This window comes from Pantoea osteomyelitidis (genome assembly GCF_044342975.1).
GTDB lineage: Bacteria > Pseudomonadota > Gammaproteobacteria > Enterobacterales > Enterobacteriaceae > Pantoea > Pantoea osteomyelitidis.
Genome location: NZ_JBGFSN010000003.1, coordinates 88,723 through 114,906 on the forward strand (window position 1 = coordinate 88,723; position 26,184 = coordinate 114,906).

Annotated in this window: 23 protein-coding genes; 12 read left to right on the plus strand and 11 right to left on the minus strand. The window is 58.2% G+C overall.

Annotated elements, in window-relative coordinates; genetic code table 11:
- Positions 1-247 precede the first annotated feature (247 nt).
- From ABU178_RS02660 to ABU178_RS02670, 3 genes are read left to right on the plus strand one after another with little or no spacing between them, the layout of a single operon-like run.
- Positions 248-988, plus strand: a complete 741-nt coding sequence (locus tag ABU178_RS02660; RefSeq protein ID WP_397211733.1) for a gluconate 2-dehydrogenase subunit 3 family protein — start codon at positions 248-250, stop codon at positions 986-988.
- 3 nt (positions 989-991) lie between these two features.
- A complete protein-coding gene (locus ABU178_RS02665; RefSeq protein WP_397211734.1) occupies positions 992-2,776 on the plus strand; it encodes a GMC family oxidoreductase in 1,785 nt (594 codons plus the stop codon).
- An 11-nt stretch (positions 2,777-2,787) separates the two neighbouring features.
- Positions 2,788-4,110 carry a c-type cytochrome gene (locus ABU178_RS02670; protein WP_397211736.1) on the plus strand — a complete coding sequence of 441 codons (1,323 nt, stop codon included), beginning with the start codon at positions 2,788-2,790 and terminating at the stop codon, positions 4,108-4,110.
- Between the two features lie 131 nt (positions 4,111-4,241).
- Here ABU178_RS02670 and ABU178_RS02675 read toward each other — a convergent pair whose 3' ends face one another.
- The 3 genes from ABU178_RS02675 to ABU178_RS02685 all read right to left on the minus strand — a co-directional run bounded on the left by ABU178_RS02675 (position 4,242) and on the right by ABU178_RS02685 (position 7,368).
- On the minus strand, positions 4,242-5,444 hold the full coding sequence (locus tag ABU178_RS02675; RefSeq protein ID WP_397211738.1) for an MFS transporter: 1,203 nt from the start codon (positions 5,442-5,444) through the stop codon (positions 4,242-4,244).
- Between the two features lie 112 nt (positions 5,445-5,556).
- On the minus strand, positions 5,557-6,453 hold the full coding sequence (locus ABU178_RS02680; protein ID WP_397211740.1) for a LysR family transcriptional regulator: 897 nt from the start codon (positions 6,451-6,453) through the stop codon (positions 5,557-5,559).
- Positions 6,454-6,465: 12 nt separating this feature from the next.
- Positions 6,466-7,368 (minus strand): LysR substrate-binding domain-containing protein, encoded by a 903-nt coding sequence (locus ABU178_RS02685; RefSeq protein WP_397211742.1) that lies wholly within the window; start codon positions 7,366-7,368, stop codon positions 6,466-6,468.
- A 100-nt stretch (positions 7,369-7,468) separates the two neighbouring features.
- On the opposite strand from ABU178_RS02685, the gene ABU178_RS02690 reads away from it, so the two are divergent.
- Positions 7,469-8,242 carry a HalD/BesD family halogenase gene (locus ABU178_RS02690; RefSeq protein ID WP_397211744.1) on the plus strand — a complete coding sequence of 258 codons (774 nt, stop codon included), beginning with the start codon at positions 7,469-7,471 and terminating at the stop codon, positions 8,240-8,242.
- On the opposite strand, the gene ABU178_RS02695 is transcribed toward ABU178_RS02690, so the two are convergent.
- From ABU178_RS02695 to ABU178_RS02705, 3 genes are all read right to left on the minus strand, one after another.
- Positions 8,239-9,309 carry a DUF2817 domain-containing protein gene (locus ABU178_RS02695; RefSeq protein WP_397211746.1) on the minus strand — a complete coding sequence of 357 codons (1,071 nt, stop codon included), beginning with the start codon at positions 9,307-9,309 and terminating at the stop codon, positions 8,239-8,241. The genes ABU178_RS02690 and ABU178_RS02695 overlap by 4 nt on opposite strands.
- Positions 9,309-10,094: an ABC transporter substrate-binding protein gene (locus ABU178_RS02700; protein WP_397211748.1), complete on the minus strand. Its 786-nt coding sequence runs from the start codon at positions 10,092-10,094 to the stop codon at positions 9,309-9,311. The genes ABU178_RS02695 and ABU178_RS02700 overlap by 1 nt, the downstream gene beginning before the upstream one ends.
- A gap of 219 nt (positions 10,095-10,313) precedes the next feature.
- The gene (locus ABU178_RS02705; RefSeq protein WP_397211750.1) at positions 10,314-10,682 is read right to left on the minus strand and encodes a helix-turn-helix domain-containing protein; all 369 of its coding nucleotides are present in this window, start codon (positions 10,680-10,682) and stop codon (positions 10,314-10,316) included.
- A gap of 167 nt (positions 10,683-10,849) precedes the next feature.
- On the opposite strand from ABU178_RS02705, the gene ABU178_RS02710 reads away from it, so the two are divergent.
- The 3 genes from ABU178_RS02710 (at position 10,850) to ABU178_RS02720 (ending at position 14,009) form a co-directional block, all read left to right on the plus strand.
- Entirely contained in the window at positions 10,850-11,509 is a 660-nt protein-coding gene (locus ABU178_RS02710; protein WP_397211752.1) for a response regulator, read from the plus strand.
- Positions 11,506-12,861, plus strand: a complete 1,356-nt coding sequence (locus tag ABU178_RS02715; RefSeq protein WP_397211754.1) for a sensor histidine kinase — start codon at positions 11,506-11,508, stop codon at positions 12,859-12,861. Before ABU178_RS02710 ends, ABU178_RS02715 begins: the two co-directional genes overlap by 4 nt.
- Before the next feature lie 284 nt (positions 12,862-13,145).
- The gene (locus ABU178_RS02720; protein ID WP_397211755.1) at positions 13,146-14,009 is read left to right on the plus strand and encodes a nucleoside-specific channel-forming protein Tsx; all 864 of its coding nucleotides are present in this window, start codon (positions 13,146-13,148) and stop codon (positions 14,007-14,009) included.
- Between the two features lie 51 nt (positions 14,010-14,060).
- Here ABU178_RS02720 and yjdN read toward each other — a convergent pair whose 3' ends face one another.
- The gene (gene yjdN, locus ABU178_RS02725) at positions 14,061-14,495 is read right to left on the minus strand and encodes a VOC family metalloprotein YjdN (RefSeq protein WP_397211757.1); all 435 of its coding nucleotides are present in this window, start codon (positions 14,493-14,495) and stop codon (positions 14,061-14,063) included.
- Between the two features lie 75 nt (positions 14,496-14,570).
- Complete coding sequence (locus tag ABU178_RS02730; RefSeq protein WP_397211759.1) at positions 14,571-15,470, minus strand: LysR family transcriptional regulator; 900 nt, start codon at positions 15,468-15,470, stop codon at positions 14,571-14,573.
- 117 nt (positions 15,471-15,587) lie between these two features.
- Here ABU178_RS02730 and ABU178_RS02735 point away from each other — a divergent pair, with 117 nt between their 5' ends.
- From ABU178_RS02735 to ABU178_RS02745, 3 genes are all read left to right on the plus strand, one after another.
- The gene (locus ABU178_RS02735; protein ID WP_397211761.1) at positions 15,588-16,901 is read left to right on the plus strand and encodes an amidohydrolase; all 1,314 of its coding nucleotides are present in this window, start codon (positions 15,588-15,590) and stop codon (positions 16,899-16,901) included.
- Between the two features lie 178 nt (positions 16,902-17,079).
- On the plus strand, positions 17,080-17,394 hold the full coding sequence (locus ABU178_RS02740; protein WP_397211763.1) for a hypothetical protein: 315 nt from the start codon (positions 17,080-17,082) through the stop codon (positions 17,392-17,394).
- A 209-nt stretch (positions 17,395-17,603) separates the two neighbouring features.
- Positions 17,604-19,016 (plus strand): MFS transporter, encoded by a 1,413-nt coding sequence (locus ABU178_RS02745; RefSeq protein WP_397211765.1) that lies wholly within the window; start codon positions 17,604-17,606, stop codon positions 19,014-19,016.
- A gap of 62 nt (positions 19,017-19,078) precedes the next feature.
- Here ABU178_RS02745 and ABU178_RS02750 read toward each other — a convergent pair whose 3' ends face one another.
- Complete coding sequence (locus ABU178_RS02750; RefSeq protein ID WP_397212503.1) at positions 19,079-21,469, minus strand: membrane-bound PQQ-dependent dehydrogenase, glucose/quinate/shikimate family; 2,391 nt, start codon at positions 21,467-21,469, stop codon at positions 19,079-19,081.
- Positions 21,470-21,752: 283 nt separating this feature from the next.
- Positions 21,753-22,352: a hypothetical protein gene (locus ABU178_RS02755; protein WP_397211767.1), complete on the minus strand. Its 600-nt coding sequence runs from the start codon at positions 22,350-22,352 to the stop codon at positions 21,753-21,755.
- 415 nt (positions 22,353-22,767) lie between these two features.
- Here ABU178_RS02755 and ABU178_RS02760 point away from each other — a divergent pair, with 415 nt between their 5' ends.
- Positions 22,768-24,009 (plus strand): MFS transporter, encoded by a 1,242-nt coding sequence (locus ABU178_RS02760; protein ID WP_397211769.1) that lies wholly within the window; start codon positions 22,768-22,770, stop codon positions 24,007-24,009.
- Positions 24,010-24,063: 54 nt separating this feature from the next.
- Positions 24,064-24,939 carry a BadF/BadG/BcrA/BcrD ATPase family protein gene (locus ABU178_RS02765; RefSeq protein WP_397212505.1) on the plus strand — a complete coding sequence of 292 codons (876 nt, stop codon included), beginning with the start codon at positions 24,064-24,066 and terminating at the stop codon, positions 24,937-24,939.
- 83 nt (positions 24,940-25,022) lie between these two features.
- On the opposite strand, the gene ABU178_RS02770 is transcribed toward ABU178_RS02765, so the two are convergent.
- On the minus strand, positions 25,023-26,093 hold the full coding sequence (locus ABU178_RS02770; protein WP_397211771.1) for a tartrate dehydrogenase: 1,071 nt from the start codon (positions 26,091-26,093) through the stop codon (positions 25,023-25,025).
- Positions 26,094-26,184: the final 91 nt, after the last annotated feature.

Below are 26,184 nucleotides of genomic sequence, written 5' to 3' on the forward strand. Positions count from 1 at the left end.
GTTTCCGGTAGTGACAGCGCCTCTCCTTTGCTCTTTTCTGATCTTTCCTGTTACGGCCAGCGTCAAATGTTAATGTTTTTGTGCGAATTTGTTTCATTGCGCTAAATGTTTGTCGATGACGGTGTTACACTATGCGCCGTTGTTACCGGTAACAGCACCGATGTCACCCTTTAGCCGCTTATAAAAATTATTACAACGCAATCACTTAACTTTCATACCGCATAATGTGTGGTACTGAGGCAATGTCATGTCAGAACAAAAAAATGGTCATTCGCGCAGGGATTTTTTGCTGAGAACCATCACCCTGGCACCCGCAATGGCGGTAGGCAGCACGGCCGTTGGCGCGCTGGCTCTTTCGCCCATGGCGAATGCGGCGGAGGCCAATGCGCCCGCCGGTCCGCAAAAGGCGCGGGATTATCAGCCGAGCTGGTTTACCGCCGAAGAGTTCGCTTTTATTACCGCCGCCGTGGCGCGGCTGATCCCCAGTGACGAACGTGGTCCGGGCGCGCTGGAAGCGGGCGTACCGGAGTTTATCGATCGTCAGATGAATACCCCTTACGCCACCGGTTCCAATTGGTATATGCAGGGTCCCTTTAATCCCGATCTGCCGAAAGAGCTGGGCTATCAGCTGCCGCTGGTGCCGCAGCAGATCTACCGTCTGGGCCTGGCGGAAGCCGATGCGTACAGCAAAGCGCAGCACGGCAACGTATTCGCCGGGCTGAGCGGCGAACAGCAGGACAAGCTGTTGCAGGCGATGGAAAGCGGCAAGGCGGAATTCAAACAGCTGCCGAGCAACACGTTTTTTGCCTTTCTGTTACAGAACACCCGCGAAGGATTCTTCAGCGATCCGGTGCATGGCGGCAATCAGGGCATGGTTGGCTGGAAGCTGATTGGCTTCCCCGGTGCCCGTGCTGATTTTATGGACTGGGTAGAGCGCGGCGAACGTTATCCGTTCCCGTCAGTATCAATTCGCGGGGAAAGAGCGTAACCAATGGCAAATGAGATGAAAAAAGTGGATGCGGTGATCGTCGGCTTCGGCTGGGCGGGCGCAATCATGGCAAAAGAGCTGACCGAAGCGGGCCTGCATGTGCTGGCGCTGGAACGCGGTCCGCATCGCGATACCTACCCGGACGGCGCCTATCCGCAGTCCATTGACGAACTGACCTATAACATCCGCAAAAAGCTGTTCCAGGATCTGTCGAAAAGCACCGTCACTATCCGTCACAACGCCTCGCAAACCGCGGTGCCTTATCGCCAGCTGGCGGCCTTTCTGCCGGGCACCGGCACCGGCGGCGCAGGTCTGCACTGGTCGGGCGTCCATTTCCGTGTCGATCCGGTTGAGCTGCGTATGCGCAGCCATTATGAAGAGCGCTACGGTAAAAACTTTATCCCGGAAGGGATGACCATCCAGGATTTCGGCGTGAGCTACGACGAGCTGGAACCCTACTTCGATCGGGCGGAAAAAGTGTTCGGCACCTCCGGCAACGCCTGGAGCGTCAAAGGTAAAGTGGTCAATCGGGATCAGGGCGGCAACCCGTTCGCGCCGGATCGCTCCAGCGACTTTCCACTCCCTGCGCAGAAACGCACTTATTCCGCGCAGCTGTTCTCCAGGGCGGCGGCGAAAGTCGGCTATCATCCTTACGATCTGCCCTCGGCTAATACCTCTGCTCCCTACACCAACCCTTACGGCGCGCAGATGGGCCCGTGCAACTTCTGCGGCTACTGCAGCGGCTACGCCTGCTACATGTATTCGAAGGCGTCGCCGAACGTCAATATTCTGCCGGCGCTGCGCCAGGAGCCGAAGTTTGAGCTGCGCAACAACTCATACGTGCTGCGCGTTAATCTGACCGAAGATAAAAAGCGCGCCACCGGCGTGACCTATCTCGACGGCCAGGGACGCGAAGTGGTGCAGCCTGCGGATCTGGTGATCCTCTCCGCCTTCCAGTTTCATAATGTTCACCTGATGCTGCTCTCCGGCATCGGCAAGCCGTACAACCCGATCACCAACGAAGGCACGGTCGGGCGCAACTTCGCCTATCAGAACATGACCACGATCAAGGCGCTGTTTGACAAGAACACTACCACCAATCCCTTTATCGGTGCTGGCGGCAACGGCGTGGCGGTAGACGATTTTAACGCCGACAACTTTGACCACGGCCCGCACGGCTTCGTGGGCGGCTCGCCATTCTGGGTTAACCAGGCGGGCACCAAACCGATCTCCGGCCTGCCGACGCCAACCGGTACGCCGGGCTGGGGCAGCGAGTGGAAAGCGGCGGTGGCCGACACCTATACCCATCACCTGTCGATGGATGCTCACGGCGCGCATCAATCTTACCGCAGCAACTATCTCGATCTCGATCCGAACTACAAGGATGCGTACGGCCAGCCGCTGCTGCGTATGACCTTCGACTGGCAGGAAAACGACATCAAGATGGCGCAGTTTATGTTCGGCAAGATGCACAAAATCGCCGAGGCGATGAACCCGAAAATGATTATGGGCGCAGCGAAAACCGCCGATACGCATTTCGACAGCACCACCTATCAGACCACGCACATGAATGGCGGCGCCATTATGGGTGAAGATCCGAAAACCAGCGCGGTGAATCGTTATCTGCAGAGCTGGGATGTGTCGAACGTATTTGTGCCGGGCGCCTCCGCGTTCCCGCAGGGGCTGGGCTATAACCCTACCGGCCTGGTGGCGGCGCTGACTTACTGGTCAGCCAAAGCCATTCGTGAACAATATCTGAAAAACCCAGGCCCACTGGTGCAGGCATAAGGAACATGGCGATGAAAAATGGCATTCTGGCCCTGGTTCTGGGCACGATGGCGTTCGCCGCACTGGCGGACGACAGCAGCGCAGCGGATTTAGTGAAACGCGGTGAATATCTGGCGCGTGCTGGCGACTGCGTCGCCTGTCACACCGGCAAAGGGGGACAACCTTTTGCTGGCGGTCTGCCGATGGCGACGCCGATCGGCACTATCTACTCCACCAACATCACGCCGGACAAGACTAACGGTATCGGCAACTACAGCTACGACGACTTCCAGAAGGCGGTGCGTCATGGCGTGGCGAAGAACGGCGAAACGCTCTATCCGGCGATGCCTTATCCTTCCTACGCGGTGGTCAGCGACGACGATATGAAGGCGCTTTACGCTTACTTTATGCATGGCGTTGCGCCGGTAGCTCAGGCGAACAAAAAGAGCGACATTCCCTGGCCGCTGTCGATGCGCTGGCCGCTGGCGATCTGGCGCGGTATCTTTGCGCCCGAGGTGAAGGCGTTCCAGCCCGCAGCGCAGGAAGATCCGGTGCTGGCGCGCGGACGTTATCTGGTAGAGGGGCTGGGCCACTGTGGCGCCTGCCATACGCCGCGTAGCCTGACCATGCAGGAAAAAGCGCTGAACAACAGCGACGGCAATGACTATCTCTCCGGTAGCAACGCGCCGATCGATGGCTGGACCGCCAGCAACCTGCGCGGCGATAACCGCGACGGTTTGGGCCGCTGGAGCGAAAGCGATCTGCGTCAGTTCCTGCGCGATGGCCGCAACGATCACACCGCCGTGTTTGGCGGCATGACAGACGTGGTGGTGCACAGCCTGCAACATCTGAACGATGACGATATCACGGCGATTGCCCGCTATCTGAAATCGCTTGGCGCGAAGGATCCAGGCCAGGCGGCGTTCAGCGTGGATGATGCGGTGGCGAAAGCGCTGTGGAAAGGCGATGACAGCCAAACCGGCGCTTCGCTGTATGTGGATAGCTGCGCGGCCTGTCATAAAACCGACGGCAGCGGTTATCAGCGCTTCTTCCCGGCGCTGCGCGGCAACCCGGTGGTGCTGGCAGAGGATCCCACCTCGTTGATTCACATTGTCCTGACCGGCGGCACGGTGCCCGGCGTGCAGAATGCGCCATCGCCCATCACCATGCCAGCGTTTGGCTGGCGTCTGAACGACCAGCAGGTGGCGGATGTGGTGAATTTTATCCGCACCAGCTGGGGCAACCGCGCAGGCAAAGCGGTCACGGCGAAGCAGGTCGCTGAGCTGCGCAAGGATGAAACCGTGCAGCACAATATCGGCAGCGCCAGCATTGCGGAACTGCCTGGCGGCGAGTAAGCGGGTATAACCTGATCGAAAAGGGCGCTGATGCGCCCTTTAATTTTATAACCTGGTTTTCTTATCCTGTCAGGGCTTTTACTTTGGCTCTGATAAGTTGTAATCACCTGATCAGCAATTGATTTTTAATTTCAGCGGCGTGACTGCTGCCAGTTCAGCAGCGCGCACAGCGCCATCACAGCACAGGTAGCGAGAAATACCGGCCGCATACCAAAGGCGCCGCCGACAAAACCGCCGAACAGCGGGCCGCTCACCTGGCCTACATATTGCGCCGAGGTGGAGTAGCCGAGCATCCGTCCCACCTGCGCTTCCGGCACGTTGTGACGAATAATCGCCGTGATGCAGGGCAGCAGCCCGCCCAGCGCCATGCCCATCAGAAAACGCAGCGCCACCAGTTGCCAGGCGGCAGTAATAAACGCCTGCGGGATCAGCAGCAGCGCACACGCCAGTAATCCCACCGTCAGGACGCGCCAGTGGCCAATGCGATCCGCCAGCTTGCCGAGGCGCGGCGCGGAAAGAATGCTGCCCAGCGCGGCAGCGGACATCACCAGACCGGCCATCACGGTAACCGCATGATCGCCATGCACAAACTGCCCGACATAAAGCGTGATAATCGGCTCAATGGACATATTGGCAAAAATCAGCAGCATGCCGGAGAGCCACATCATGGCGACCACGCCACGCTGAAACCCGCTTTCATCGCTCGCGGCGGCGACGGTTTTTTTCACGCCCGGCTTGCGCGGCGCTTCTTTCAGCAGAAAGGTGGTGGCAAGGAAAGCGAGGAAAATCGCCGCGCCGGTGAGCCAGAAGGTGTGGCGAATGCCGATCAGCGGCGGCAATACCCCGCCCAGCAGCGGGCCGACCACGTTGCCCGCCATAATTCCTGACGAGAGTACGCCCAGCGCCCAGCCGGTCTGCGCTTTCGGCGTTTGTGCCGCCACCAGAATGGTAGAGCCGGAGGCATAACCGCCCAGCAGTCCCGCCAGCAGGCGCAGCGCCACCAGCTGCCAGGGAGCGGTCGCCATACCGATCAGCGACATGGCGATCGCCATGCCGAGGCTGGCGCGAATCAGCATCAGCTTGCGGCCATAGCGATCCGCCAGCTTACCCCACAGCGGAGCAGTGAGCGCGGCGCTGAAGAAGGTTGCGCCATAGGCCACGCCCGACCAGCGCGCAATGGCGGCAGGCTCCTGCACGCCGAGCTGCGCGACATACAGCGGCAAAAAGGGCAGCAGCAGCGTCATCGCCACAATGGTGGTAAACGAACCCAGCACGCAGACAAAAAGGTTGCGCTTCCAGTACGCCTGTTCGGGTATTTCTGAAACCTGTTCCATTGTTTTTATCCTGATAAATAAGCGATCTACAGGCTAACAATGGTGCCGCCTGAACAACAGTCCTCGGGCAATATTTGCCGTCTGGCCGTCCGCTGTTGTTATCTGGCAACAATCATGACTGCGCCAGCGCGGCAATCAGGCTGTCGCACAGCAACGTCGCTGGCGAAGCAGGACGTTGCGTCTCTTTAAGCAGCAGATAGCTCTGGAAGCGATCCATCTGCCATTCCGGCAGCAGCTGCTGAATCTCGCCGCGCGCCAGCGCTTCCTGCGCCATATAGGAGGGCAGATAGGCGATGCCGGCTCCAGCCAGTGCCGCGTTCAACAGCGCCATACTGTTATTGGCGCGAAAACGGCTGCGCACTTCAATCGCCAGCCGCTGTTTGTCCCGACGAAACGGCAGCGCGGCAGTATGGGCCGCGCCGTGAAACAGCAACAGATCGTGACGCGGCAGCATATCGGGATGGGTAACGGCAGCGCGCTGCGCCAGATAATCCGGTGCGGCGTAAAGTCCCCACTCGATTTCAGAAAGCACACGTGCAGAAACGCCCTCCGGCGCGCGCTGGCGAATCACTATCGCCACATCGAAGTTATCCGTGGCGCAGTCCGGTATGCGATCGGTCAGCTCAAGATCGATATTGATATGCAGATGACGACGAATAAAACCATTCAGCGTCGGCACGACGCACTGGCAACCAAAGGTGACCGGGGCGATCAGGCGCACATTGCCGGCTGGCTGTTGATGAACCTGCTGAACAAACGCTTCTGCCCGATGCATCTCTTCCAGCATGCGCGTGCAAAAGGCGTAGTAAGCCTGGCCCAGTTCGGTGAGCGCCATTTTTCGCGTGGTGCGCTGCAATAGTTTGATACCCAGCCGTACTTCCAGCCGGGCGATTTCACGACTGATATGAGATTTAGAGAGGCCAAGCGAACGGGCGGCCTCGCTGAAGCTTTGCCTTTCCACCACGCGCGCAAACAGCAGCATGGCGGTGAGATTGTCTGAGTTATCCATCTGATTCGTGAGTTATTCCGTTGATTGCTGCGCCAGCTGCTGAAGCCATTGCAGCATGGCAGGGCCGCCCGGCTGGCTTAGCGTACGCGCGGGCCAGGCAAGAAAGTAGGGTTTGCTCAGCGCCAGCCGCAGCGTATCCAGCGCAACCAGATCGCCACGCGCCAGCTCCTGCCGGATCAGCCGACGCTGCCCCAGCAGCAGACCGGCACCCTGCACGGCGGCGTCAATCGCCAGCGAGGTGAGATTAAAGGTGAGTCCGCCTGCGGCATGGGACGCCGGAACGCCGCGCGCCAGCAGCCAGTCGCGCCAGGCGGGCAGAAAGCGGCCCTCGTTGCCCCAGTCGAGATGGATCAGCGGCGCACGGTGGAAATGGTGCGCGTCGTTAAAGCGCGCGGCGAGCGCGGGACTCGCCACCGGAATCACATCATCCTGAAATAGCGGTGCTTTTTCCAGCTGCGGATAGTGATGTTCGCCAAAGCAGATAACAAAGTCAGCGGGCGTGGCGGCAAAATCGACGTGGGCATGGGTGCCGTGCAGCGCCAGGGCAATATCCGGCTCCGCCTGCTGCCACTGGATGAGCGCCGGGGTCAGCCATTTGCTGGCCAGCGCGGGCAGGGACCAGAGGGTGAGGCGCGGCGGAGCGCTCTCCTCCAGCAGGCTCTGCTGCGCCAGTTGCAGAATATCAAAGGCTTCGCTGATGTAGCGCAGATAGGCTTTGCCCGCCTCGGTCAGCTGCACGCCCTGCTGGGTACGCAGAAAAAGCTGGGTGGAAAGCTGTTGCTCCAGCTGGCGAATCTGCTGACTGACAGCGGCGGGCGTTAACGCTAATGCCTGCGCCGCCTTCGCCAGGCTGCCCGCCTCCGCCGCGGTTTTGAACGCCAGAATGGTGTTTAGCCTCGGCAACCGTGGCGACATCGCTTTTTCCTTACGTCGGGGTTAAAAATTCATTGTTACAGCTTGTCTGCCGCGTCGCGCTACAGTGGGCGCTACCTGCCATCAAGAGAATCAGAAAACCATGCTGAAACAGATTATTCAACTCGATGCGCATCCGCTTCATCAGGCAAATTATCGCCAGCAGTGCCGTGATCGGCTCGATCGCGACGGCGCGCTGGTGCTGCGCGGTTTTCTCGCGCCGCAGGCGCTGGCGGCGGTTCGCGCGGAAGGAGAGCGCCATCAGCATCAGGCGTTTTACGCCAACAGCACGCACAACGTTTATCTGCTGAAGCCCGATGCGGCTTATGCCGACGATCATCCGCGCAATCGCGCCGTGGTCTCCTCGAAAGGCTGCATTACCGATGAAGAGGTGCCCGCCGACTCGCCGCTGCGCACGCTCTATAACGCCGCGCTGTTTAAAGATTTCCTCTGCGAGGTACTGAACGAGCGTCAGCTCTATCCTTATGCCGATCCGCTCTCCTCCATCAACCTGCACTACGCCCGCACCGGGCAGGAGCTGGGCTGGCATTTCGACAACTCCTCTTTCGCCATTACGCTGCTGATCCAGAAGCCGCAGGGCGGCGGTCAGTTTGAGTATGTCAAAGCGCTGCGCGATGCCGACGCCGGAGAGATGAACTTTGACGGCGTGGCCGAGGTGCTGGAGGGCAGGCGAGCGCCCGATCGGCTGGCGATCGCGCCCGGCGATCTGGTGCTGTTTCGCGGCCGCAACGCCATGCATCGCGTCACGCCCACCGAAGGCGACGCCACGCGGATGCTGGTGGTGCTGGCCTACAACGCCGAACCGGGCGTGTCGCTGTCGGAAACGGCGCGTATGACCTTTTACGGCCGCGTTTAATCTTCTCTGGTCAGAGACCGCCAGGCGCGACGGAAAATCTGTTGCGTACGCAACTGCGTAACGGCGCGCCAGTCGGGATCGGCAGGGTAAAATCCCGCCGCCAGCGCCTGCTTAATACGCTCGCCTTCCGGGCTGGCGGGATCGCCGGTAAGATGCAGCCAGTGATCGTCGCGTACCCGGCGATGCATCTCCTCACCCGGCAGGGTGCCGCACTCAATCACCAGCTGCATCAGCGTGCACTCCGGCAGGCTGTCGTGCATAAACTGCGACAGATAGCCGGTGGCGGTGGCGGTGACGCCCGTTTCGCTGTCGCGGTTAGCACCGGTGATCAGCACCGTCAGCCATTCGCCAAACAGCGCGCGCGCCTGATCTACTGCCTGCCAGGGACGCTCGGCAATCGCCATCAGCATCGGGTGACCATAGGCGCCCGCGCCGGTATGCAGATCGAAACTGATAATGGTTTTCGCCTGACGCAGATGATTATCGATAATCGCGCCGAGGGTGAGCTGGGACCAGCTGGCCGCCTCGCCGCCAAAGAAGATGCCGTCCGCATGGCTATATTGTCCCGCTTCCACCACCCGTTTGATCGCAGGCCAACCCTGCGTTTGTAATGCCGCAGCATAAGCCGCATCGGCAGTGGCGCGATCGCCCACATAAAACGCATGCATTGCCTCATAGGCCGGGCTGGCGGGGGCGGGGCGGGCAAAATCGATAAAGTTGCGGTTCAGGTCGATATTATCTTCATTTACGCGACGCAGATGTGCCGTTCCCCAGGGATTGATCAGGTGAACCAGCAGCAGGGCGCAGTCGTGCGGCATGGCTTGCGCTTCGCTCGCCTCCAGCCAGGCGATCTGGCTGTCGGAACCGTAGTAGCCTTCCACGCCGTGGGTGCCGGAGATGATCACCATTATTTTTTCCGCCGAGGGATCGCCGAGCAGGGCAACGTCGGTACAGAGCGTTTCCTGTTTCGGCCCCGTCAGCGGGTGCTGCCAGCTGTGCAGCTGTGCGCCCGCGCGTTCCGCCGCCTGTAAAAAACGCGCCCGCTGGGCGCGATAGTCAGGCAGCATCACTCTTGATCCAGCTTCTGGTAGACGTTGAAGGTGAAATATTTTTTCGCCAGTTTGTCGTAGGTGCCGTTTTTGTGCAGTTCAGCCAGCGCGCTGTTGATCAGCTTCAGGTTGGTGGTATCGTCCTGACGCAGACCAATGCCGACGCCTTCGCCAAAATATTTTTTGTCGTAGAGCGTTTTGCCGCTGATGGCGAAGGCCTGGCCCTGCGGCGTTTTCAGAAAGCCGGTTTCCGCTGCGGCGGCGCTGGTCAGGGTGCCGTCGACGCGCCCAGAGGCAAGATCGGGATAGATTTCATCCTGGTTCGGATAGGAAACCACCTGCACGCCCTGCTTCGCCCACACCTCTTTGGCGTAAGATTCCTGAGTGGTGCCCTGCGCAACGCCCACGGTTTTGCCCTTCAGCGCCGCCACATCCGGTTGCAGATTGCTGCCTTTTTTGGTTACCAGCGCGCTTGGCGTGTTATAGAGCATATCGCTGAAGGCGACCTGCTCGCGGCGTTTCGGCGTCATCGCCATCGCCGAAAGAATGGCGTCAAACTTGCGCGCCTTCAGCGCCGGGATAATGCCGTCGTAGCCAGTTTGCACCCAGACGCACTTTACTTTCGCCTGGGCGCAGATGGCGTTGCCCATATCGATATCAAAGCCCTGCAACGAGCCGTCCGCCGCCTTTGATTCAAAGGGTGGGAAAGTCGGATCCACGCCGAAGCGCAGTTCAGATTGCGCCAGCGCGGCGGTACTGAAACCGCAGGCCAGCAACACGGCAGACAGAACGAATTTCTTCATGCAAAGCTCCCTGAAAAAAGTGAAAAGACAAAATGTAATAACACGGAAGCAACAGGGGGATCGAGGGGGATGCAGAAGGGGGCTGACCAGCAGCACAGCACAGATGCCCGCCGCCCGTATCGGCGACAGCATAAAACACAGCGCGCCGTAGCGTCACAGGCGAATCCTCTGCAATACGGCGTGCTAAAAAAAGGTTATGCGGTTTTTGTTTTTTATCTGTTAGCTGGCGACCGCCAGCGGAAATAACAGTCTTTCCGCTTCGACGCGCTTTTGTCGCCGCAGCTGTCCCGGCGTGACGCGAAAATAATTTTTAAACGTTCGTGTATAGGCCTGCTGGGTGTCGAAACCGTAGTTCATCGCCACCTGAAGGATCGCCTCGTTGCTGTTGAGCAGCGTCAGGGCCGACTCCGTCAGGCGCCGCTGACGAATATATTCCGCCAGAGAGAAGCCGGTATGCTGACGGAACAGGCGTTGCAGATGCCAGCGGGAATAACCGGAACGGCGTGCCACCTCATCCAGATGCAGATCGTGTCCTAAATTGCTTTCAATCCACTCCAACAGACTTTGAATAAACTCGCGCTGATTCACGGGCTCCTCCTGATACGGCCTGGTTTCCAGACTGCCCACTGTAGCGCTGAAAATTTATCCCTTAATTAGCGAAAAATTAGCGCAGAATTAGCAACGTCGAAAACGGTGTAATTCTGCGCTAACTTTGCGGCGCTACACTGCGCAAACCGGTTCCGGAGGAGATCATCATGCGCGTATTGCTGGTGGAAGATGATGAGATGATCGGCGCCAATCTGCAGCAGGCGCTGGAAGGGGCGGGCTGGTCGGTGGACTGGGTGCGGGACGGCGTATTCGCTACTCACGCCTGGAGCGAGGGCGACTACGCCTGCGTGCTGCTCGATCTCGGCCTGCCGCGCGACGACGGGCTGCATGTGTTGCGCCGGGCGCGCGGGCGCGGCGATATGACGCCCGTGTTGATCCTCACCGCCCGCGACACTATCGCGCAGCGTGTGCAGGGTCTCGACAGCGGCGCCGACGATTATCTGCTTAAACCTTTCGATTTGCAGGAGGTGCTGGCGCGTATGCGAGCCATAACCCGACGTCGCCACGGTGCGGCGGATTCCGTGATCGGCAGCGGCGACGTGCAGCTGGATATGATGACGCGCGAGGTGCTCTATAAGGGGCAACGCGAACAGCTGACGGCGCGCGAATATGCGCTGCTTTACGCGCTGCTGGAGCGTCCGGGCGCTATCCTCTCGCGGGAGCAGCTGGAAAATCGCATCTACGGCTGGGGCGAAGAGGTAACGAGCAACGCCGTAGATGTGTTGATCCACGGTATGCGCCGCAAGCTGGATAACGATGCGATCCGCAACGTGCGCGGCCTCGGCTGGCGGGTACCGGCAATATGAAAGCCTGGCCTTTTATGCGCTCGCTGCGCAACAAGCTGCTCAGCACGCTGCTGGCAATTCATCTGATCATGATCGGCGGCGTGAGCTGGTATTTCTTCAGCTGTTACGGCGACATGATCGGCACCATGAAGGATGACCAGCTGTCAAAAATCGCCGATGCCTGGGCGACCAACAAACAAATCCCCGCGCTGATGCCGCTGATGCCCCATGCCGATAAGCTGAAAAGCGCCTATGTGGTTCAGCTCTGGGACAGCAATAACCAGCTGCGCGCCAGCTCCTGGCCTGCGCTGCATGTGCCGCTGCAAACCACCAAAGGGTGGCATGACGTCAGCGCAGGCCGCTGCCATGATTGCGCATGGCGGGTGTTTACCCGCGCCGGTGCGCCGGGCAGCGATATCGGAACTATTCAGGTGCTGCATAATCTCGGCTACATGAAAACGGTAGTGGTGCAGCGTGCGCTCTCGGCCATCGTGCCGCTACTGCTGATGATGCCGCTGTCGCTGCTGGTGATCTGGCTGGTGGTGCGCAAAATTACCCGCGATCTGCGCACCGCCTCGCGCCATATCGCCGCGCAGGAGACGCACCATCCTTACAGCGTGCCGCCCGACGGCCTGCCCGACGAGATCCTGCCGCTGATCGCCGCCTATAACTCGCTGCTGGATAAGCTGCGCGCCGCCTGGTCGGCACAGCGGCAGTTTCTGGAAGACGCTGCTCACGAGCTGCGCACGCCGGTAACGGCGGTAACCCTGCAGCTGGAGAACCTGCGTCAGCACATTCAGCCAGGAGAGGCGAGCCGTCAGTTCGATCAGCTGGAGGCGGGCGTCACGCGCACGCGCCATCTGGTGACGCAGCTGCTGAATATCTCGCGTCAGGAAGATCGCTCGGTGATCGCCACGATAGAGAACATTGAGCTGGAGGAGGTGCTGAAAGAAAGCATTGAACAGCTGATGGTGGTGGCGGATAAGCGCGGTATCGATATTGGCTACAACGGCACCACCCATTATCGCTTGCAGGCCAGCCGCTCCGATCTGCGTAGCCTGTTTGATAACCTGATCGGCAATGCGATGCTGCATACGCCGGAAGGGAGCCTGGTGGATGTGCTGCTGCACCGCGTCGCCGGGCACACGGTGGTGGATATCGTCGATAACGGGCCCGGTATGCCCGAATCCTTTATCGATCGCGCCTTTGACCGCTTCACCCGTTCGCCCGACGTGCAGGCGCAGGGCAGTGGACTCGGTTTATCTATCGTGCGCAGCGTGGCGCAAAAACACCGTATGCAGGTTTCTCTTTCTAATTGTTTCGGTCCGCAGGGCGAAATCTGCGGTTTACAGGTACGCGTAACCCTTCCCTGATCTCTGCCACTTTTGCAACGAACCAGACAACGTAAACGGTTGCCTGGTTCCGTTCGTTACAGCGTTATTTTGTGATCTTCATCACATATTAACGGAATTGAAATGCAACACATTTTGACAAACGTGATCAAAATCTATTTTCTATCGCTTTGCGACCAATACTCTAAGCAAACTCAAAACCGGGTCCCGATAACACGGTTAAAAACTCACCGCCCACCCGCTGGGATTGATTTCACTCCGACTGCATGTTCACCGATGCGGTCGAAAGCATGTGGTTAACAATAATGAAATTCAAAGCATTGATAGCAGGCGCCTTACTGGCTGGCTCATACACGGGCGCGGTACAGGCTGATAGCGATCCGCAGTATGTTTCCGACTGGTGGCACCAGAGCGTAAACGTGGTGGGCAGCACCCACACCCGTTTTGGACCGCAGTTCAACAACGACGTTTACCTCGAATATGAAGCCTTTGCTCATAAAGACTGGTTCGATTTCTACGGCTACCTGGATCTGACTAACTTCTTTGGCGTCGGCAACAGCAACGCCAACGGCATTTTCGATCACGGTTCGCCGATGTTTATGGAGATTGAACCGCGTTTCTCCATCGACAAGCTGACCGGCACCAGCCTGGCTTTCGGCCCGTTCAAAGAGTGGTATTTCGCCAACAACTATATCTACGACATGGGCCACAACAGCGCTAACCGTCAGAACACCTGGTATATGGGTCTGGGCACCGACATCGACACCCACAGCGATGTTGGCCTGTCGCTGAACGTCTATGCCAAATATCAGTGGGAAAACTACGGCGCGGCGAACGAAAACAGCTGGGATGGCTATCGCTTCAAGGTGAAATATTTCGTGCCGATTACCACGCTGTGGGGCGGCAACCTGAGCTATATCGGCTTTACCAACTTCGACTGGGGTTCCGACCTTAACGAGAAGGGTGGTTCGTCACGTACCAGCAACTCTATCGCCTCCAGCCATATCCTGTCGCTGGCTTACGATCACTGGCACTACTCGGCAGTAGCGCGTTACTTCCATAACGGCGGACAGTGGGCTGATGGTCGCGAGCTGAACTTCGGCAACGGACCTTTTGAAGTGAAATCGACCGGCTGGGGTTACTACCTGGTGGTAGGTTATAACTTCTGATTGAACGCCCGGCCTTCCCTGCGCGCAGGAAAGGCCGGGCGGAAAGCGCTGTCAGCTGTGCTTTACCACGTTGATGCGCCACGGAATGCCGAACTTATCAATAAACATGCCGAACCCGTTGGCCCAGAAGGTCTCCTGCCATGGCGTGGTGACTTTTCCTCCCGCCGACAGCTTCTCAAACCAGGCTTTTCCCTGCGCTTCATCGGTAGTGGCCAGGCTCACCGCATAACCCGCATGGGGGGACGCCGGCGGATGATCGGTGTTGCCGTCGCTCATCATGATCTCGCCCTGACCAATACGCAGATGCGCATGCATGATTTTATCCGGCGGGAATGGCGCGGCAGAAGCATCGCCCACCTGCTGACCCTGTTCGGGCATATCGCCAAAAGTCATCTTAAACAGCAGCTCGCCTTCTGTGGCTTCCAGGTAAAAATCGATCGCCTCTTCACAGCGGCCATATAAAAACAGATAAGGACTGACTTGCATCTCCACCTCCGTACATGGGTTGTGTGAATTTCTTGTCTCGTCCAAAGTGTAGACGATAGCGAGAGTACGCCGATCTCAGCCCTGACAATAACGGCGGAACAGCTGCGCCATGTAAGCGCTCATGGGCGTCAGCGTGGTATCCCGGCGCTGAATCAGATAAAAAGTCGCTTTGGGCAGCGGCTCATCCAGCTCCAGCGCCACCAGCTGGCGACCCAGAATCGGATCGGCAATCACATCCACCGACAGAATGCTGACGAAATCGCTCTGCGCCACCAGGCTGGTGCAGGCCATAAAGGTTTCGCAGATCACGCTGATGTTCGGCGTTATGTCCCGATCGTGAAACATATCGTGCAGCAGACGATAGTAGCTGCCTTTCGGCGTGGGCATCGTCCAGCTACAGTGTTGCAGCGCTGCCAGCGAGCGCGCTTTTTCACAGGGATGGCCTTTGCGCACCACCACCTTATATTCGCGTTCCGTCAGCCGCTCATAGCTCAGCTCGCGGTCAAAGTGGCGCTGATCGTAGGTATTGATGGTGAAATCAAGCTCGCCCTGGCGCAGCTCGTGGATCATCGATACCAGCTGGCCCTCCACGATGCGCACCCGTACCTGCGGGTATTCGCGATGAAACTGGTCGATGACCTGCGGCATAAGCGTGCGCGCCACGCTGCTGCCGATGCCGATATTGACGCGCCCGCCCGCCAGCCCGAGACGCTGCTGAATATCTTCCTGCGCCGTGCGCAGCTCTTCCAACACCAGGCTGGCATGACGGAAAAAGTTATCACCGATATCGGTGAGCACCACCCCCTGCTGGCGACGGATAAACAGCCGCGCCCCCAGCGCCTGCTCCAGCTCCTGAATCGATTTGCTCAGCGCGGGCTGTGAAATACCCGACAGGCGGCTGGCGGCGCGAATGCTGCCCTGGCGCGTGACTTCCACAAAAGCGCGCAGCTGGTGCAGCTTGATATTGGCTGGCATAGCGTATCCGGTGATAACTTTTGTTTATCAGGTAAAGGATATTCGCATCTTATGCAGGCCGACGCCATTGTGTAAATTTGCCGCAGTGCATAAAAACCAACATCAAGGACAACGCCTGTGAAAACTCTCTCTGACCATGTCAGCGCGCTGGTGCCCCAGCTGCAAGCCTGGCGGCGCGATCTGCATCAGTTTGCCGAATCGGGCTGGCTGGAATTTCGTACCGCCACGCGGGTTGCGGAAACGCTACATCGTCTCGGTTATCAGCTGAAGCTGGGGCGTGAAGTGATTAACGCTGAGGCGCGTATGGGTTTGCCTGATGCGGAGGTGCTCAATGCGCAGGAAACGCGCGCGCTGGCGCAGGGCGCGCTGCCGCAGTGGCTGCCGCACTTTTCCGGCGGCTTTTGCGGCATTGTCGCCACGCTGGAGACCGGACGTCCCGGCCCGGTGATGGGTTTTCGCGTTGATATGGATGCGCTCGACCTCAACGAAAGCCAGGCGGCCGATCATCTGCCGGTGCGCGAGGCGTTTGCCTCCTGCAACGCGGGCATGATGCACGCCTGCGGCCATGACGGCCACACCGCGATCGGGCTTGGCCTGGCGACAGTGCTGAAGGCGATGGAAGATCGGCTGAGCGGCACGATTAAAATCATCTTCCAGCCCGCCGAAGAGGGCGTGCGCGGGGCGAAGTCGATGGTAGAGGCGGGCGTGGTGGATGATGTCGATCTCTTTACGGCGATCCACCTCGGCACCGGCGTGCCCGCCGGTGAGATTGTCTGCGGCAGCGACAGCTTTCTCGCCACCACCAAGCTCGACGTGGAATTTATCGGTACAGCCGCCCATGCCGGCGCGCGTCCCGAGGCGGGGCGTAATGCTTTGCTGGCGGCGGCGCAGGCGACGCTGGCGCTGCATGGCCTGACGCAGCACAGCGGCGGCGTGGCGCGCGTCAATGTCGGCGTACTGCAGGCGGGCAGCGGGCGCAACGTGGTGGCGGATCACGCGCTGATGAAGGTGGAGACGCGCGGCGCGAATAATGCGATCAACGATGAGGTTTACCAGCAGGCGCTGCGCGTGATTACCGGGGCGGCGGCAATGTATGGCGTTGAGTCTCAGGTAAAGCTGATGGGCGCCGCGCGCAGCTGCACGCCGACGCAGCCGTGGGTCGAATTTATTTATCAGCAGGCGCAACAGCTGGGCGAATTCAGCTCGGTGCTGGATCGTAAAGAGGAGTCGGCCGGTTCCGAAGATGCCACCTACATGCTGGAGCGCGTAAAGCAGCGCGGCGGGCAAGCTTCTTACGTTATCTTTGGCTGTGAGCTGGCGGCGGGACATCACAACGCAAAATTCGATTTTGACGAGCAGGTGATGGCGACGGCGGTGAAAACTCTGGCGACGCTGGCGCTGAATCAGGCGCAGTTCAGCGTGCAGCGCTGAGGCTTACTTGTCCCGCATTTTTTTGTCATTGTTGAACCGCCTCTTCCCGGAGGTGGTTTTTTATGCCACTTTCCTGACGCGAGCATTGTCTATCTCGCCGCGCGGCCTTACGCTTTTTGTACGGTAATCCACCTTACTTTTTATCGGTGCTTCCGGCGGTTGTTATAGCCAGCCCGGTATGAGTAATGCCCAGCGTAAGCAGGTTCCTTACCGCGATGTCCCTTGCATTCTTCCCGGTCGTCTCGCTGTAAATAAACGCCTGGCAGGTAAGGGTTTCGGCACTATTCTCATCGCCGATGCCGCACGTCGCGTTTATGAGGCGACACAGTCGGTTGGCGTCTACGCCATGATGGCGGAAGCGATAGACGACGCGGCAGGTGAGTGTTATGCAAAGCCGGGCTTCATCAGGCTCAATACCGAAGACGATCCACTGATCTACTTTTATCCTGGCCAAGTCATTAAGCCGCTGCTGGCTCTTTATCCTGACGCCTGACGGCCTGTAACGCGCAGGCTGCTGGCGGGACAAAACGCACTGCGAAAAAGTGCAACGTACGTTGCTAAAAACTCACCGTGTAGCCTCTCGGCAAGCTAAAACGAATCCATTATCCTGCTATATCTTCGCTTGCTAACGGTTAATTATTTTAATTCAACAACGCCGTCGGCAAGTTTTGCAAACATCGTCACACCGAGGTTCATAATAAAATGACAATCGCCTGCTCTACAGGGAGCCCGTCTGTACCCGTCGCGCCCGATAAAAACGTTTCCTTAGCCAGTCGCATTGACGCGCTGCCCTCATCTGCGGGACTGTGGCGCTTTATTTCGCTGCTGGCGTTAGGGGGCTTTTTCGAACTCTACGATCTGTTTGAAACCGGCTATATCAGCTCTGGTCTGCTGGCCGCCAATATTTTCCACACCGGCAGCGCCGGGGTGTTTGGCATTGCCGATCAGGCGGCATTTGCCTCCGCCACCTTTCTCGGCCTGTTTGTCGGCGCCAGCCTGCTTGCGCCGTATGCTGACCGCTTTGGCCGTCGCTTCACCTTTATGTGCGCGCTCGCGTGGTATGGCGCTTTTTCGCTGATCATGGCGTTTCAGCACAGCGCGGAAGGGGTGATTTTCTGTCGCTTTCTGGTCGGCATTGGTCTCGGCATCGAGTTGGTGACCATAGACACCTATCTTTCCGAATGGGTGCCGACCCGCCTGCGCAGCAAAGCGTTCGCCTTTTCGTTTTTCATCCAGTTTCTCTCCGTCCCGGCCGTGGCGTTGATGTCGTGGTGGCTGGTGCCGCAAACCATCCTGAATCTGGAGGGGTGGCGCTGGGTGGTGATTGCTGGCGCGCTCTGCTCGCTGTTGATTTGGTTTATCCGTAAGAATCTGCCGGAATCGGCGCGCTGGCTGGCGCAGCAGGGACGGCATCAGGAGGCGCATCGCGTTCTGAGCGAGATGGAAAAACGTTGCGGCGTCGCGCCCGGCGCTGATTTCCCGGCGGATGACGCCGCCGCGCAGCTGCCGAAGCGCGGTCGCTTCAGCGAGATTTGGGCGCCGGCTTACCGCAAGCGCACGCTAATGCTGGTGGTAATGAACTTCTTCCAGGCAATCGGCTTCTTCGGCTTCGGCAACTGGCTACCGGCGTTGCTGTCGGGCAAAGGCGCCACCGTGACCCACAGCCTGCTGTATGCCTTTTTCATCACGCTCGCCTATCCGCTCGGCTCGTTGATTTGCAGTCGTTATGCGGATAAGTTCGAAAATAAATGGCAGATCGTATTTTCCTGCCTGATGACGGTGGTATTCGGCACGCTGTTTGCCTTCCAGACCAATCCGCTGCTGCTGATTGCCTGCGGCTTTTTGATTACTTACTCCAATGCGTGGCTTACCTTCAGCTATCACGCTTATCAGACCGAGATTTTCCCAACCCACATCCGCGCCCGCGCGGTGGGCTTCTGCTACTCGTTCAGCCGGCTTTCCACGGTGTTCAGCAGCATTCTTATCGGCCTGATTTTGCAGTATGCCGGTAGTCAGGGGGTCATCGCCTTTATCGTGCTGAGTATGCTGATGGTGATGCTGTCGGTAGGGATTTTTGGGCCGAAAACGCGCGGCATCGATTTGGAAAACATCTGAATAAAAAAGGCGGACCTCAGGTCCGCCTTGCTTTGTACCGCGCCGCTTAACGCAGCGCCGGATTACTTCTCATCAGGCAGGGCATAAGCGACAACATAGTCACCCAGCTTGGTGCCAAACGAACCGTGACCACCGGCAGCAATAACAACATACTGCTTGCCATTCGCTTCATAGGTCATCGGCGTCGCCTGACCGCCTGCCGGCAGACGTGCCTGCCACAGCTTCTCACCGGTATTGGTGCTGAAGGCGCGCAGATAGTTATCTGCGGTCGCACCGATAAAGGCGACGTTGCCTGCGGTGGTGATCGGACCGCCCAACATCGGCATACCCATTTTGAACGGAATCGGAACCGGCGCGCTGTCGCGGGTGGTACCAATACGTTTCTTCCAGATAACCTCATTGGTTTTCAGATCAACCGCAGACATATAACCCCAGGCCGGCTGTTTACACGGCAGGCCAAACGGCGACAGGAACGGGTTCAGCTCTACGCCGTACGGTACGCCGTACTGCGGCTGAATACCGGTTTCGGTGCCTGAGCCACCTGCGCTGTCCGCAGGCGGTTCCATCGGGTTGCCCGGACCGCGTGGGATCAGCTTAGAGACGAACGGCAGCGCCATCGGGTTAGCGATCGCAATCTGACGATGCGGGTCAACGGCGATACCGCCCCACTCGAACATGCCCAGGTTGCCAGGGAACACCAGCGTGCCTTGCTCAGACGGCGGCGTGAACGGACCTTCATAGCGCAGACGCTTGAAAATCACGCGACACACCAGCTGATCGAACAGGGTAGCGCCCCACATATCCTTGTCCGTCAGGTTCTGTTTCGGACGGAAGGTCAGCTCGGAGTAAGGCTGGGTCGGGGAGACATGGTCGCCTTTCGCCGCACCCTGCGGAACCGGGGTTTCCGGCGCCGGAACAACCGGTTTGCCGGTACGACGATCCAGCACAAAGATGTTACCGGTTTTCGCCGGGGCATAAATCACCGGTACGGTGTTGCCATCTTTATCGGTGATATTAGCCAGCGTGGGCTGAGAGGGCAGGTCCATATCCCACAGGTCGTGGTGAACGGTCTGATAAGACCATACCAGCTTACCGGTGGTCGCATTCAGCGCTAACACGCTGCTGGCATAACGCTCCTGCTCCGGCGTACGGTTTCCGCCCCAGATATCCGGCGTGGAAACACCCATCGGCAGGTAAACGGTATCCAGCTGCGGATCGTAAACGGCCGGCGCCCAGGAGTTAGGCGAATTCATGCTGAAGGTGTGCTCATCAGCCGGAATCGCATTTGGATCTTTCGCGCCCGGATCGAACACCCACAGCAGCTTGCCGGTATTCACGTCGAAGCCGCGAATCGCACCAGAAGGCTCACGGGTCGAGTAGTTATCCGTGACGGCACCCGCGACAACAATCACGCTATTGGTGATCACTGGCGGCGAGGTCGGCTCATACTGACCGGCAGTGGTAACCGGCTGTTTGTGCTGCAAATCCAGCTCACCGTTGTTACCGAATTCCGGGCAGCGCGCGCCAGTATCCGCATCCAGTTCAAACAGACGACCGTCGTTCACCGGCAGGATAATGCGGCGTGCACACAGCGCAGGCTGCGCGTTTGACGCGTCGGCAGCGGCAGGCGTTTCATGATAAGAAACACCGCGGCAGGTAACGTGCTGGAAGGTCGGATTCGGCTTCAGGCCCGGATCGAATTTCCATTTCTGCTTACCGCTAACGGCATCCAGCGCAAACAGGATCTGATGCGGCGAGCAGAGATAGAGCGTGTCGCGGATCTTAATCGGCGTCACTTCATCGGTGATTTCACCCGGATCGTTAGCCGTTTTCAGATCGCCGGTCTGGAAGGTCCAGGCAACCTGCAGGTTTTTCACGTTCTGATCGGTGATCTGCTTCAGCGGCGAGTAGCGCGTACCCTGCTGATCGCGCGCGTAAGCCGGCCAGTCGCCGTCAGGAATCGCACTCAGCGGCGCGCCCTGCGTAGCGTTTTGATCGGCGGTGGGCACTGTACCGTTCACTTCCTGCGGATCGTTGAACACCGCATAAGCCAGCACCAACGCGCTGATTACGAGGCTGACGACCAGCGCCGAAGCAGGGCCTTTGCCCTGAGTGTGGAAGCCGCGATAAACAAACGGCAACAGCAGCCAGATGCCGAAAATCACCAGCACGTCGGAACGTGGCGCCAGCGCCCAGAAGTCGAAGCCGACTTCCCAAACGGCCCAGGCCATGGTGAACAGCAGCAGCAGCGCATAAAGCACCAGTGCCGTACTGTTACGACGCCAGATCAGGAAAGCGGTGATAAGCATCACAACACCGCCGACGATGTAATACCAGGAACCTCCAATGGCGGATAACCAAATACCGCCGATCAGCATATACGCACCAGTAAGCGCCGCGAACAGCACCGTCAGGAAACGTATTACGCCAAATGATGAGGAAGCTTTCCCCATAATGTTGACCTCTTTTTTTGCCATAAAACTTAAGGAAACAATAACCTGCATTGTTTTCCAGTTATAAAGTACAGATGGAAAGCGCTGTTCTTTTGCTGGCTCTTCCGCTAAGCCCTGGGATCCTTTGAGTTAAATTTTATCTTAAAAAAGGTTAGCGGGTTTGATTTTTTTAGCGAATTGTACCTGACGAGAGAATTAACACGACATTTTATGAGGGTAATTAACGGTTATGCGCAGGTTGATACGCGCATAACGCAACGGCACAGCATTTTTCGCGCCGGGCTTACATTGCGAACAGAGGGTGATTGTTACGCTGTTGCTGCCAGCCATTGATATAGAGCGCCGCATAGTGCTCTGCAGGTAATTGTGGTATGGCGGTGCGTAATATCAAGTCGGCTTTTTTTTCGTGCAAAGATTCAAGAAAATAGGGAAAGCTGAATTTTTGGTAATTATCATTAAAGAAATTTTCGTTAAAAGCGATGCCGCAAAATGGAAAAGCCTCGATCACAGACCAGTTAGCGCCGGGCGGGGCAAAATCATAAAGCCAGAAACGAAACTTACTGGTCAGATCCTGCAAAGCGGGAAAATTAGCTTGTAAAAGAGCGTAGTTAATTGCCAGCCGAACGGAGACGCCCTGTAAATATGAATAACGTTCTGGTGCCATTATCAATTGTTGTAATTCAGCTTCCTGCAGAGCAATAATGATTAACGTTGTTTCATTGATTAGCTGATTATCTCCTGAAACTAATTGATGAAGGTTAAGTGTAGTGTCGGATTCCTGATGTTGTTGCATAAAAGGCGTCAGACAACAGACACCGTAGAGTGCGCCGTCAAAGCTGCGAATCGGTTCTGTAACGCATGGATTATAGGAATGATTTTTCATTTATCTCTGGTAATGAATTCGTTAATTCAGGTTTCATTTTTAGTTATTATTAGCGATTTCCGGGGTTAATGACCCTGGAAATATAAAACAATTTCCCGACAGAAATCATCTCTTTTTATTTTTGTTTGCGGCAGAGATCTTCTTAGCGGCTTTATGTAAATTGAAAGAGATATAATTTTCAGGTAAGCAGAAATATCGTAGCAATTGAAATAATCCTTTTGGCAGACGCGCTTAGCGGCTCGCTGCACGGCTTGCCCGTTTCGGTTTAAGCACGCTTCGCCGTTGCCTGCGGGCGCGAAATCGCGCACCCTGTTTGCTGAAAAAAGAAGACGGCCAGCAGCACAGGCCGTCTGTTGCGCTGACGATCGCGTCGGCGGGGCGCGAGGCCCGGACAGACTTTACATTGGGATGGTTTATGGGATTACTGGCATCGGCAGCGGACAGTTCGCTGCTGAGACATCGCGCGTTCGTCTTTTTTTGGCTGGCGCGCACCTGCTCTTCATTTGGTTTTCAGATGTTTTCGGTGGCGGTGAGCTGGCAAATTTATGCGCTCACCAACAGCGCGCTGGCGTTGGGCATGATTGGGCTGATGCAGTTTCTGCCGTCGCTGCTGTTGGCGCTGCCCGCGGGCCATCTGGCCGATCAGCTCGACAGGCGGCGCATCGCGCTGTTTGGTCAGCTGATCGAGTGGATTGCGCTGATGGCGCTGGTGGCGCTGACCCTGCTGCACTGGGCGGATAAAACAGCGATCTGGGGATTGGTGTTTATGATTGCCGTCGCCAAAGCGCTGGAGGGACCGGCGATGCAGTCGATGCTGCCATCGCTGGTGCCGCCGGGTATTCTGGCGCGCGCCACTGCCGCCAATGCGGTAGGCAGCGAAGCTGCGGTGATTGTCGGGCCGACGCTGGGCGGTTTGCTCTATGTCGCGGGGCCGCAGGTAGTATATGGCGTTGCCGCCGCCTTTTATTTTTTCTCCATCGTGCTGATTAGCCGCCTGCGCTATGAGCGACCGGCGCAGCCGCGCCTGCCAATGAATCTGTCGAACCTGTTTGCGGGCGTGCGTTTTATCCGCGATCGCAAGGATGTGCTGGGCGTTATCTCACTCGATCTCTTCGCGGTACTGCTGGGCGGCGCGACCGCGCTGCTGCCGATCTTCGCCAAAGATATTCTGCACACCGGTCCCTGGGGGTTAGGTTTGCTGCGCGGCGCGCCCTCGGTCGGCGCGCTGCTGGTGGGCTTATGGCTGAGCCGCAACAAGCTGGAAAAGCATGTCGGGATGATCATGTTTATGTCGGTCGCCGGATTTGGCGCGGCAACGCTGGTTTTTGCGCTCTCCAGCCAGCTCTGGCTTTCATTGATTGCCCTCTCGGCGCTCGGCGGCTTTGATATGATCAGCATGGTGATTCGTGGCGCGCTGGTGCAGCTGGATACGCCTGATGATATGCGCGGACGCGTAAACGCGGTCAACGGCATCTTTATCAATACCTCAAATCAGCTGGGGGAGTTTGAATCGGGACTGCTCGCCGCCTGGCTGGGCGCGGCTCCGGCAGCAGCGCTCGGCGGCATTGGCACGCTGGTGGTGGTTGGGCTGTGGATGGTACTGTTTCCCCATTTGCGCCGCCGCCAGAAGTTAGAAAACGAAGCGACCAGCGAGTGAGCCGCAAGGGCGCTGGTTTTGCTTATGAATACTGTATTAGCGGTGGAAAAAGACATGCGTACCGATTATCTCCTGGGTATTGATGGCGGCGGCACGCAGTGCCGTGCGCGCTTAACGGACCGTCAGGGCAAGGTGCTGGCGGAAGTCGCTGGCGGTCCGGCAAACGTCTGGTCGCGCTTTGACGAGGCGCTGGCGACGGTAAACGGCTTAATAGTGGAAGCGTTACGCCAGGCGGACCTGCCGCAACATTGCCTGGCGCAAACCTCCGTGGCGGCGGGTCTCGCCGGGGCTAATGTCGCCTCGGTCAAAACGCGTCTCGCCAGCTGGCAGCCGCCATGCCAGCAAATCATGTTGTTAACGGATGTTGAGATCGCCTGCATGGGCGCGCACGGAGGTGAACCGGGCGCAGTGTTTATCGTGGGCACCGGCAGCCAGGGCGCCGCCTGGGATGGTGAGCGCTTTTCGCTGCTGGGCGGCTGGGGATTCGCTTTATCCGATCTCGGCTCCGGCGCAGAGCTGGGCCGACGCGCATTACGGCTCGCCTTGCTGGCTCATGAAGAGGTGGTGTCGCCATCGCCGCTGACGCACGCCATTATGGCGCGTTTTGATCAGAGTGCTGAAGCGATGCTGCTCTGGTCACAGCAGGCCACGCCAGCCGACTGGGGACGCGTGGTGCCGGACGTTTTTGCGGCCGCCAGCGCGGGTGATGCGCAGGGACGTTTGCTGGTGCAGCAGACCGCGGATAATATTGCCCTGATGGTGCGGCGGCTGACGGCGCGCAGTGCGGGCAGGCTGTCGCTGATGGGAGGCCTGGCGCTGCCGATTCAGCCCTGGCTTGCTGCCGATGTGCAGGCAATGCTGACCTTACCGCAAGGCGATGCGCTTGACGGCGCGCTGCGGCTGGCCCGGCAGCAGGCTGAAACGCGATAAAAAATCGCCGCCTGTCTTTACCGGCAGGCGGCGATCTGAATAACCGAGGTCGCCGATCCTGACATCTGCGCCGTTTTTTTTATTTACAGCGCCCGGGCAATCGCTTCTCCCAGCTCTGCCGTGGTCGCCTGGCCGCCGAGATCGCGCGTCAGGCAATGACCTTCCGCCAGCGTGCACTCAATCGCATTCAGCACCGCGCTGCCCGCTTCCGCATAGCCAAGATGTTCCAGCATCATGGCGCCGCACCAGATTTGACCAATCGGGTTCGCGAGTCCTTTGCCGGCGATATCCGGCGCGGAGCCGTGTACCGGTTCAAACAGGCTGGGAAAGGTGCGGTCAGGATTGATGTTGGCCGAAGGCGCAATGCCGATGGTTCCGGTGCAGGCGGGGCCGAGGTCGGAAAGGATATCGCCAAACAGGTTGCTGGCGACCACCACATCAAACCAGTCGGGATGCAGCACAAAGTTGGCGGTGAGAATATCGATATGATATTTGTCCACCTTCACATCAGGATAGTGCGCTGCCATCGCCTCCACGCGGCTGTCCCAGTAAGGCATGGTAATGGCGATACCGTTGGACTTGGTGGCGGAAGTGAGATGTTTTTTCGGACGGCGCTGCGCCAGTTCATAAGCAAACTTCAGAATGCGATCGACGCCGGTGCGCGTCATCACCGTCTCCTGAATCACCACTTCGCGCTCGGTGCCGGGAAACATCGTCCCGCCGACGCTGGAGTATTCGCCTTCGGTATTTTCCCTGACGACATAAAAGTCGATGTCGCCCGGCTGACGGTTGGCGAGCGGCGCCTTCACGCCGGGCATCAGGCGCACGGGACGCAGGTTGACGTACTGGTCGAACTCGCGGCGAAACTGCAACAGTGAACCCCAGAGCGAGACGTGATCCGGCACTACCTCGGGCCAGCCAACCGCGCCGAAATAGATCGCATCAAAGGTTTTCAGGTGGGCAAACCAGTCATCCGGCAACATTTTGCCATGCTGCTGCCAGTAGTCGGCGCTGGCGAAATCAAACCACTCCCATTCAAGAGAGATGGCGAACTTTTTCGCCGCCGCATTCATGACGCGTACGCCTTCCGGCATGACTTCTTTACCAATCCCGTCACCGGGGATCACGGCAATCTTATGGCTGCTGCTTGTCATCGGGCCCTCTCAGGTAAGGTTCATTTTCTGTCCAGAGTATACCCGGCACAGGCGAGATATTTCTGCAAGCGCGATGAAAGATTTCATCATT

What these genes read in the sequence shown, in the direction of transcription:
- ABU178_RS02770 (WP_397211771.1), bottom strand. Translation starts at nt 26,093, where the DNA reads ATGACAAGCAGCAGCCATAAGATTGCCGTGATCCCCGGTGACGGGATT.
- ABU178_RS02710 (WP_397211752.1), top strand. Translation starts at nt 10,850, where the DNA reads ATGCGCGTATTGCTGGTGGAAGATGATGAGATGATCGGCGCCAATCTG.
- yjdN (WP_397211757.1), bottom strand. Translation starts at nt 14,495, where the DNA reads ATGCAAGTCAGTCCTTATCTGTTTTTATATGGCCGCTGTGAAGAGGCG.
- ABU178_RS02720 (WP_397211755.1), top strand. Translation starts at nt 13,146, where the DNA reads ATGAAATTCAAAGCATTGATAGCAGGCGCCTTACTGGCTGGCTCATAC.
- ABU178_RS02760 (WP_397211769.1), top strand. Translation starts at nt 22,768, where the DNA reads ATGGGATTACTGGCATCGGCAGCGGACAGTTCGCTGCTGAGACATCGC.
- ABU178_RS02660 (WP_397211733.1), top strand. Translation starts at nt 248, where the DNA reads ATGTCAGAACAAAAAAATGGTCATTCGCGCAGGGATTTTTTGCTGAGA.
- ABU178_RS02695 (WP_397211746.1), bottom strand. Translation starts at nt 9,309, where the DNA reads ATGCTGCCTGACTATCGCGCCCAGCGGGCGCGTTTTTTACAGGCGGCG.
- ABU178_RS02750 (WP_397212503.1), bottom strand. Translation starts at nt 21,469, where the DNA reads ATGGGGAAAGCTTCCTCATCATTTGGCGTAATACGTTTCCTGACGGTG.
- ABU178_RS02685 (WP_397211742.1), bottom strand. Translation starts at nt 7,368, where the DNA reads ATGTCGCCACGGTTGCCGAGGCTAAACACCATTCTGGCGTTCAAAACC.
- ABU178_RS02755 (WP_397211767.1), bottom strand. Translation starts at nt 22,352, where the DNA reads ATGAAAAATCATTCCTATAATCCATGCGTTACAGAACCGATTCGCAGC.
- ABU178_RS02680 (WP_397211740.1), bottom strand. Translation starts at nt 6,453, where the DNA reads ATGGATAACTCAGACAATCTCACCGCCATGCTGCTGTTTGCGCGCGTG.
- ABU178_RS02765 (WP_397212505.1), top strand. Translation starts at nt 24,064, where the DNA reads ATGCGTACCGATTATCTCCTGGGTATTGATGGCGGCGGCACGCAGTGC.
- ABU178_RS02675 (WP_397211738.1), bottom strand. Translation starts at nt 5,444, where the DNA reads ATGGAACAGGTTTCAGAAATACCCGAACAGGCGTACTGGAAGCGCAAC.
- ABU178_RS02690 (WP_397211744.1), top strand. Translation starts at nt 7,469, where the DNA reads ATGCTGAAACAGATTATTCAACTCGATGCGCATCCGCTTCATCAGGCA.
- ABU178_RS02700 (WP_397211748.1), bottom strand. Translation starts at nt 10,094, where the DNA reads ATGAAGAAATTCGTTCTGTCTGCCGTGTTGCTGGCCTGCGGTTTCAGT.
- ABU178_RS02740 (WP_397211763.1), top strand. Translation starts at nt 17,080, where the DNA reads ATGAGTAATGCCCAGCGTAAGCAGGTTCCTTACCGCGATGTCCCTTGC.
- ABU178_RS02670 (WP_397211736.1), top strand. Translation starts at nt 2,788, where the DNA reads ATGAAAAATGGCATTCTGGCCCTGGTTCTGGGCACGATGGCGTTCGCC.
- ABU178_RS02715 (WP_397211754.1), top strand. Translation starts at nt 11,506, where the DNA reads ATGAAAGCCTGGCCTTTTATGCGCTCGCTGCGCAACAAGCTGCTCAGC.
- ABU178_RS02665 (WP_397211734.1), top strand. Translation starts at nt 992, where the DNA reads ATGGCAAATGAGATGAAAAAAGTGGATGCGGTGATCGTCGGCTTCGGC.
- ABU178_RS02730 (WP_397211759.1), bottom strand. Translation starts at nt 15,470, where the DNA reads ATGCCAGCCAATATCAAGCTGCACCAGCTGCGCGCTTTTGTGGAAGTC.
- ABU178_RS02745 (WP_397211765.1), top strand. Translation starts at nt 17,604, where the DNA reads ATGACAATCGCCTGCTCTACAGGGAGCCCGTCTGTACCCGTCGCGCCC.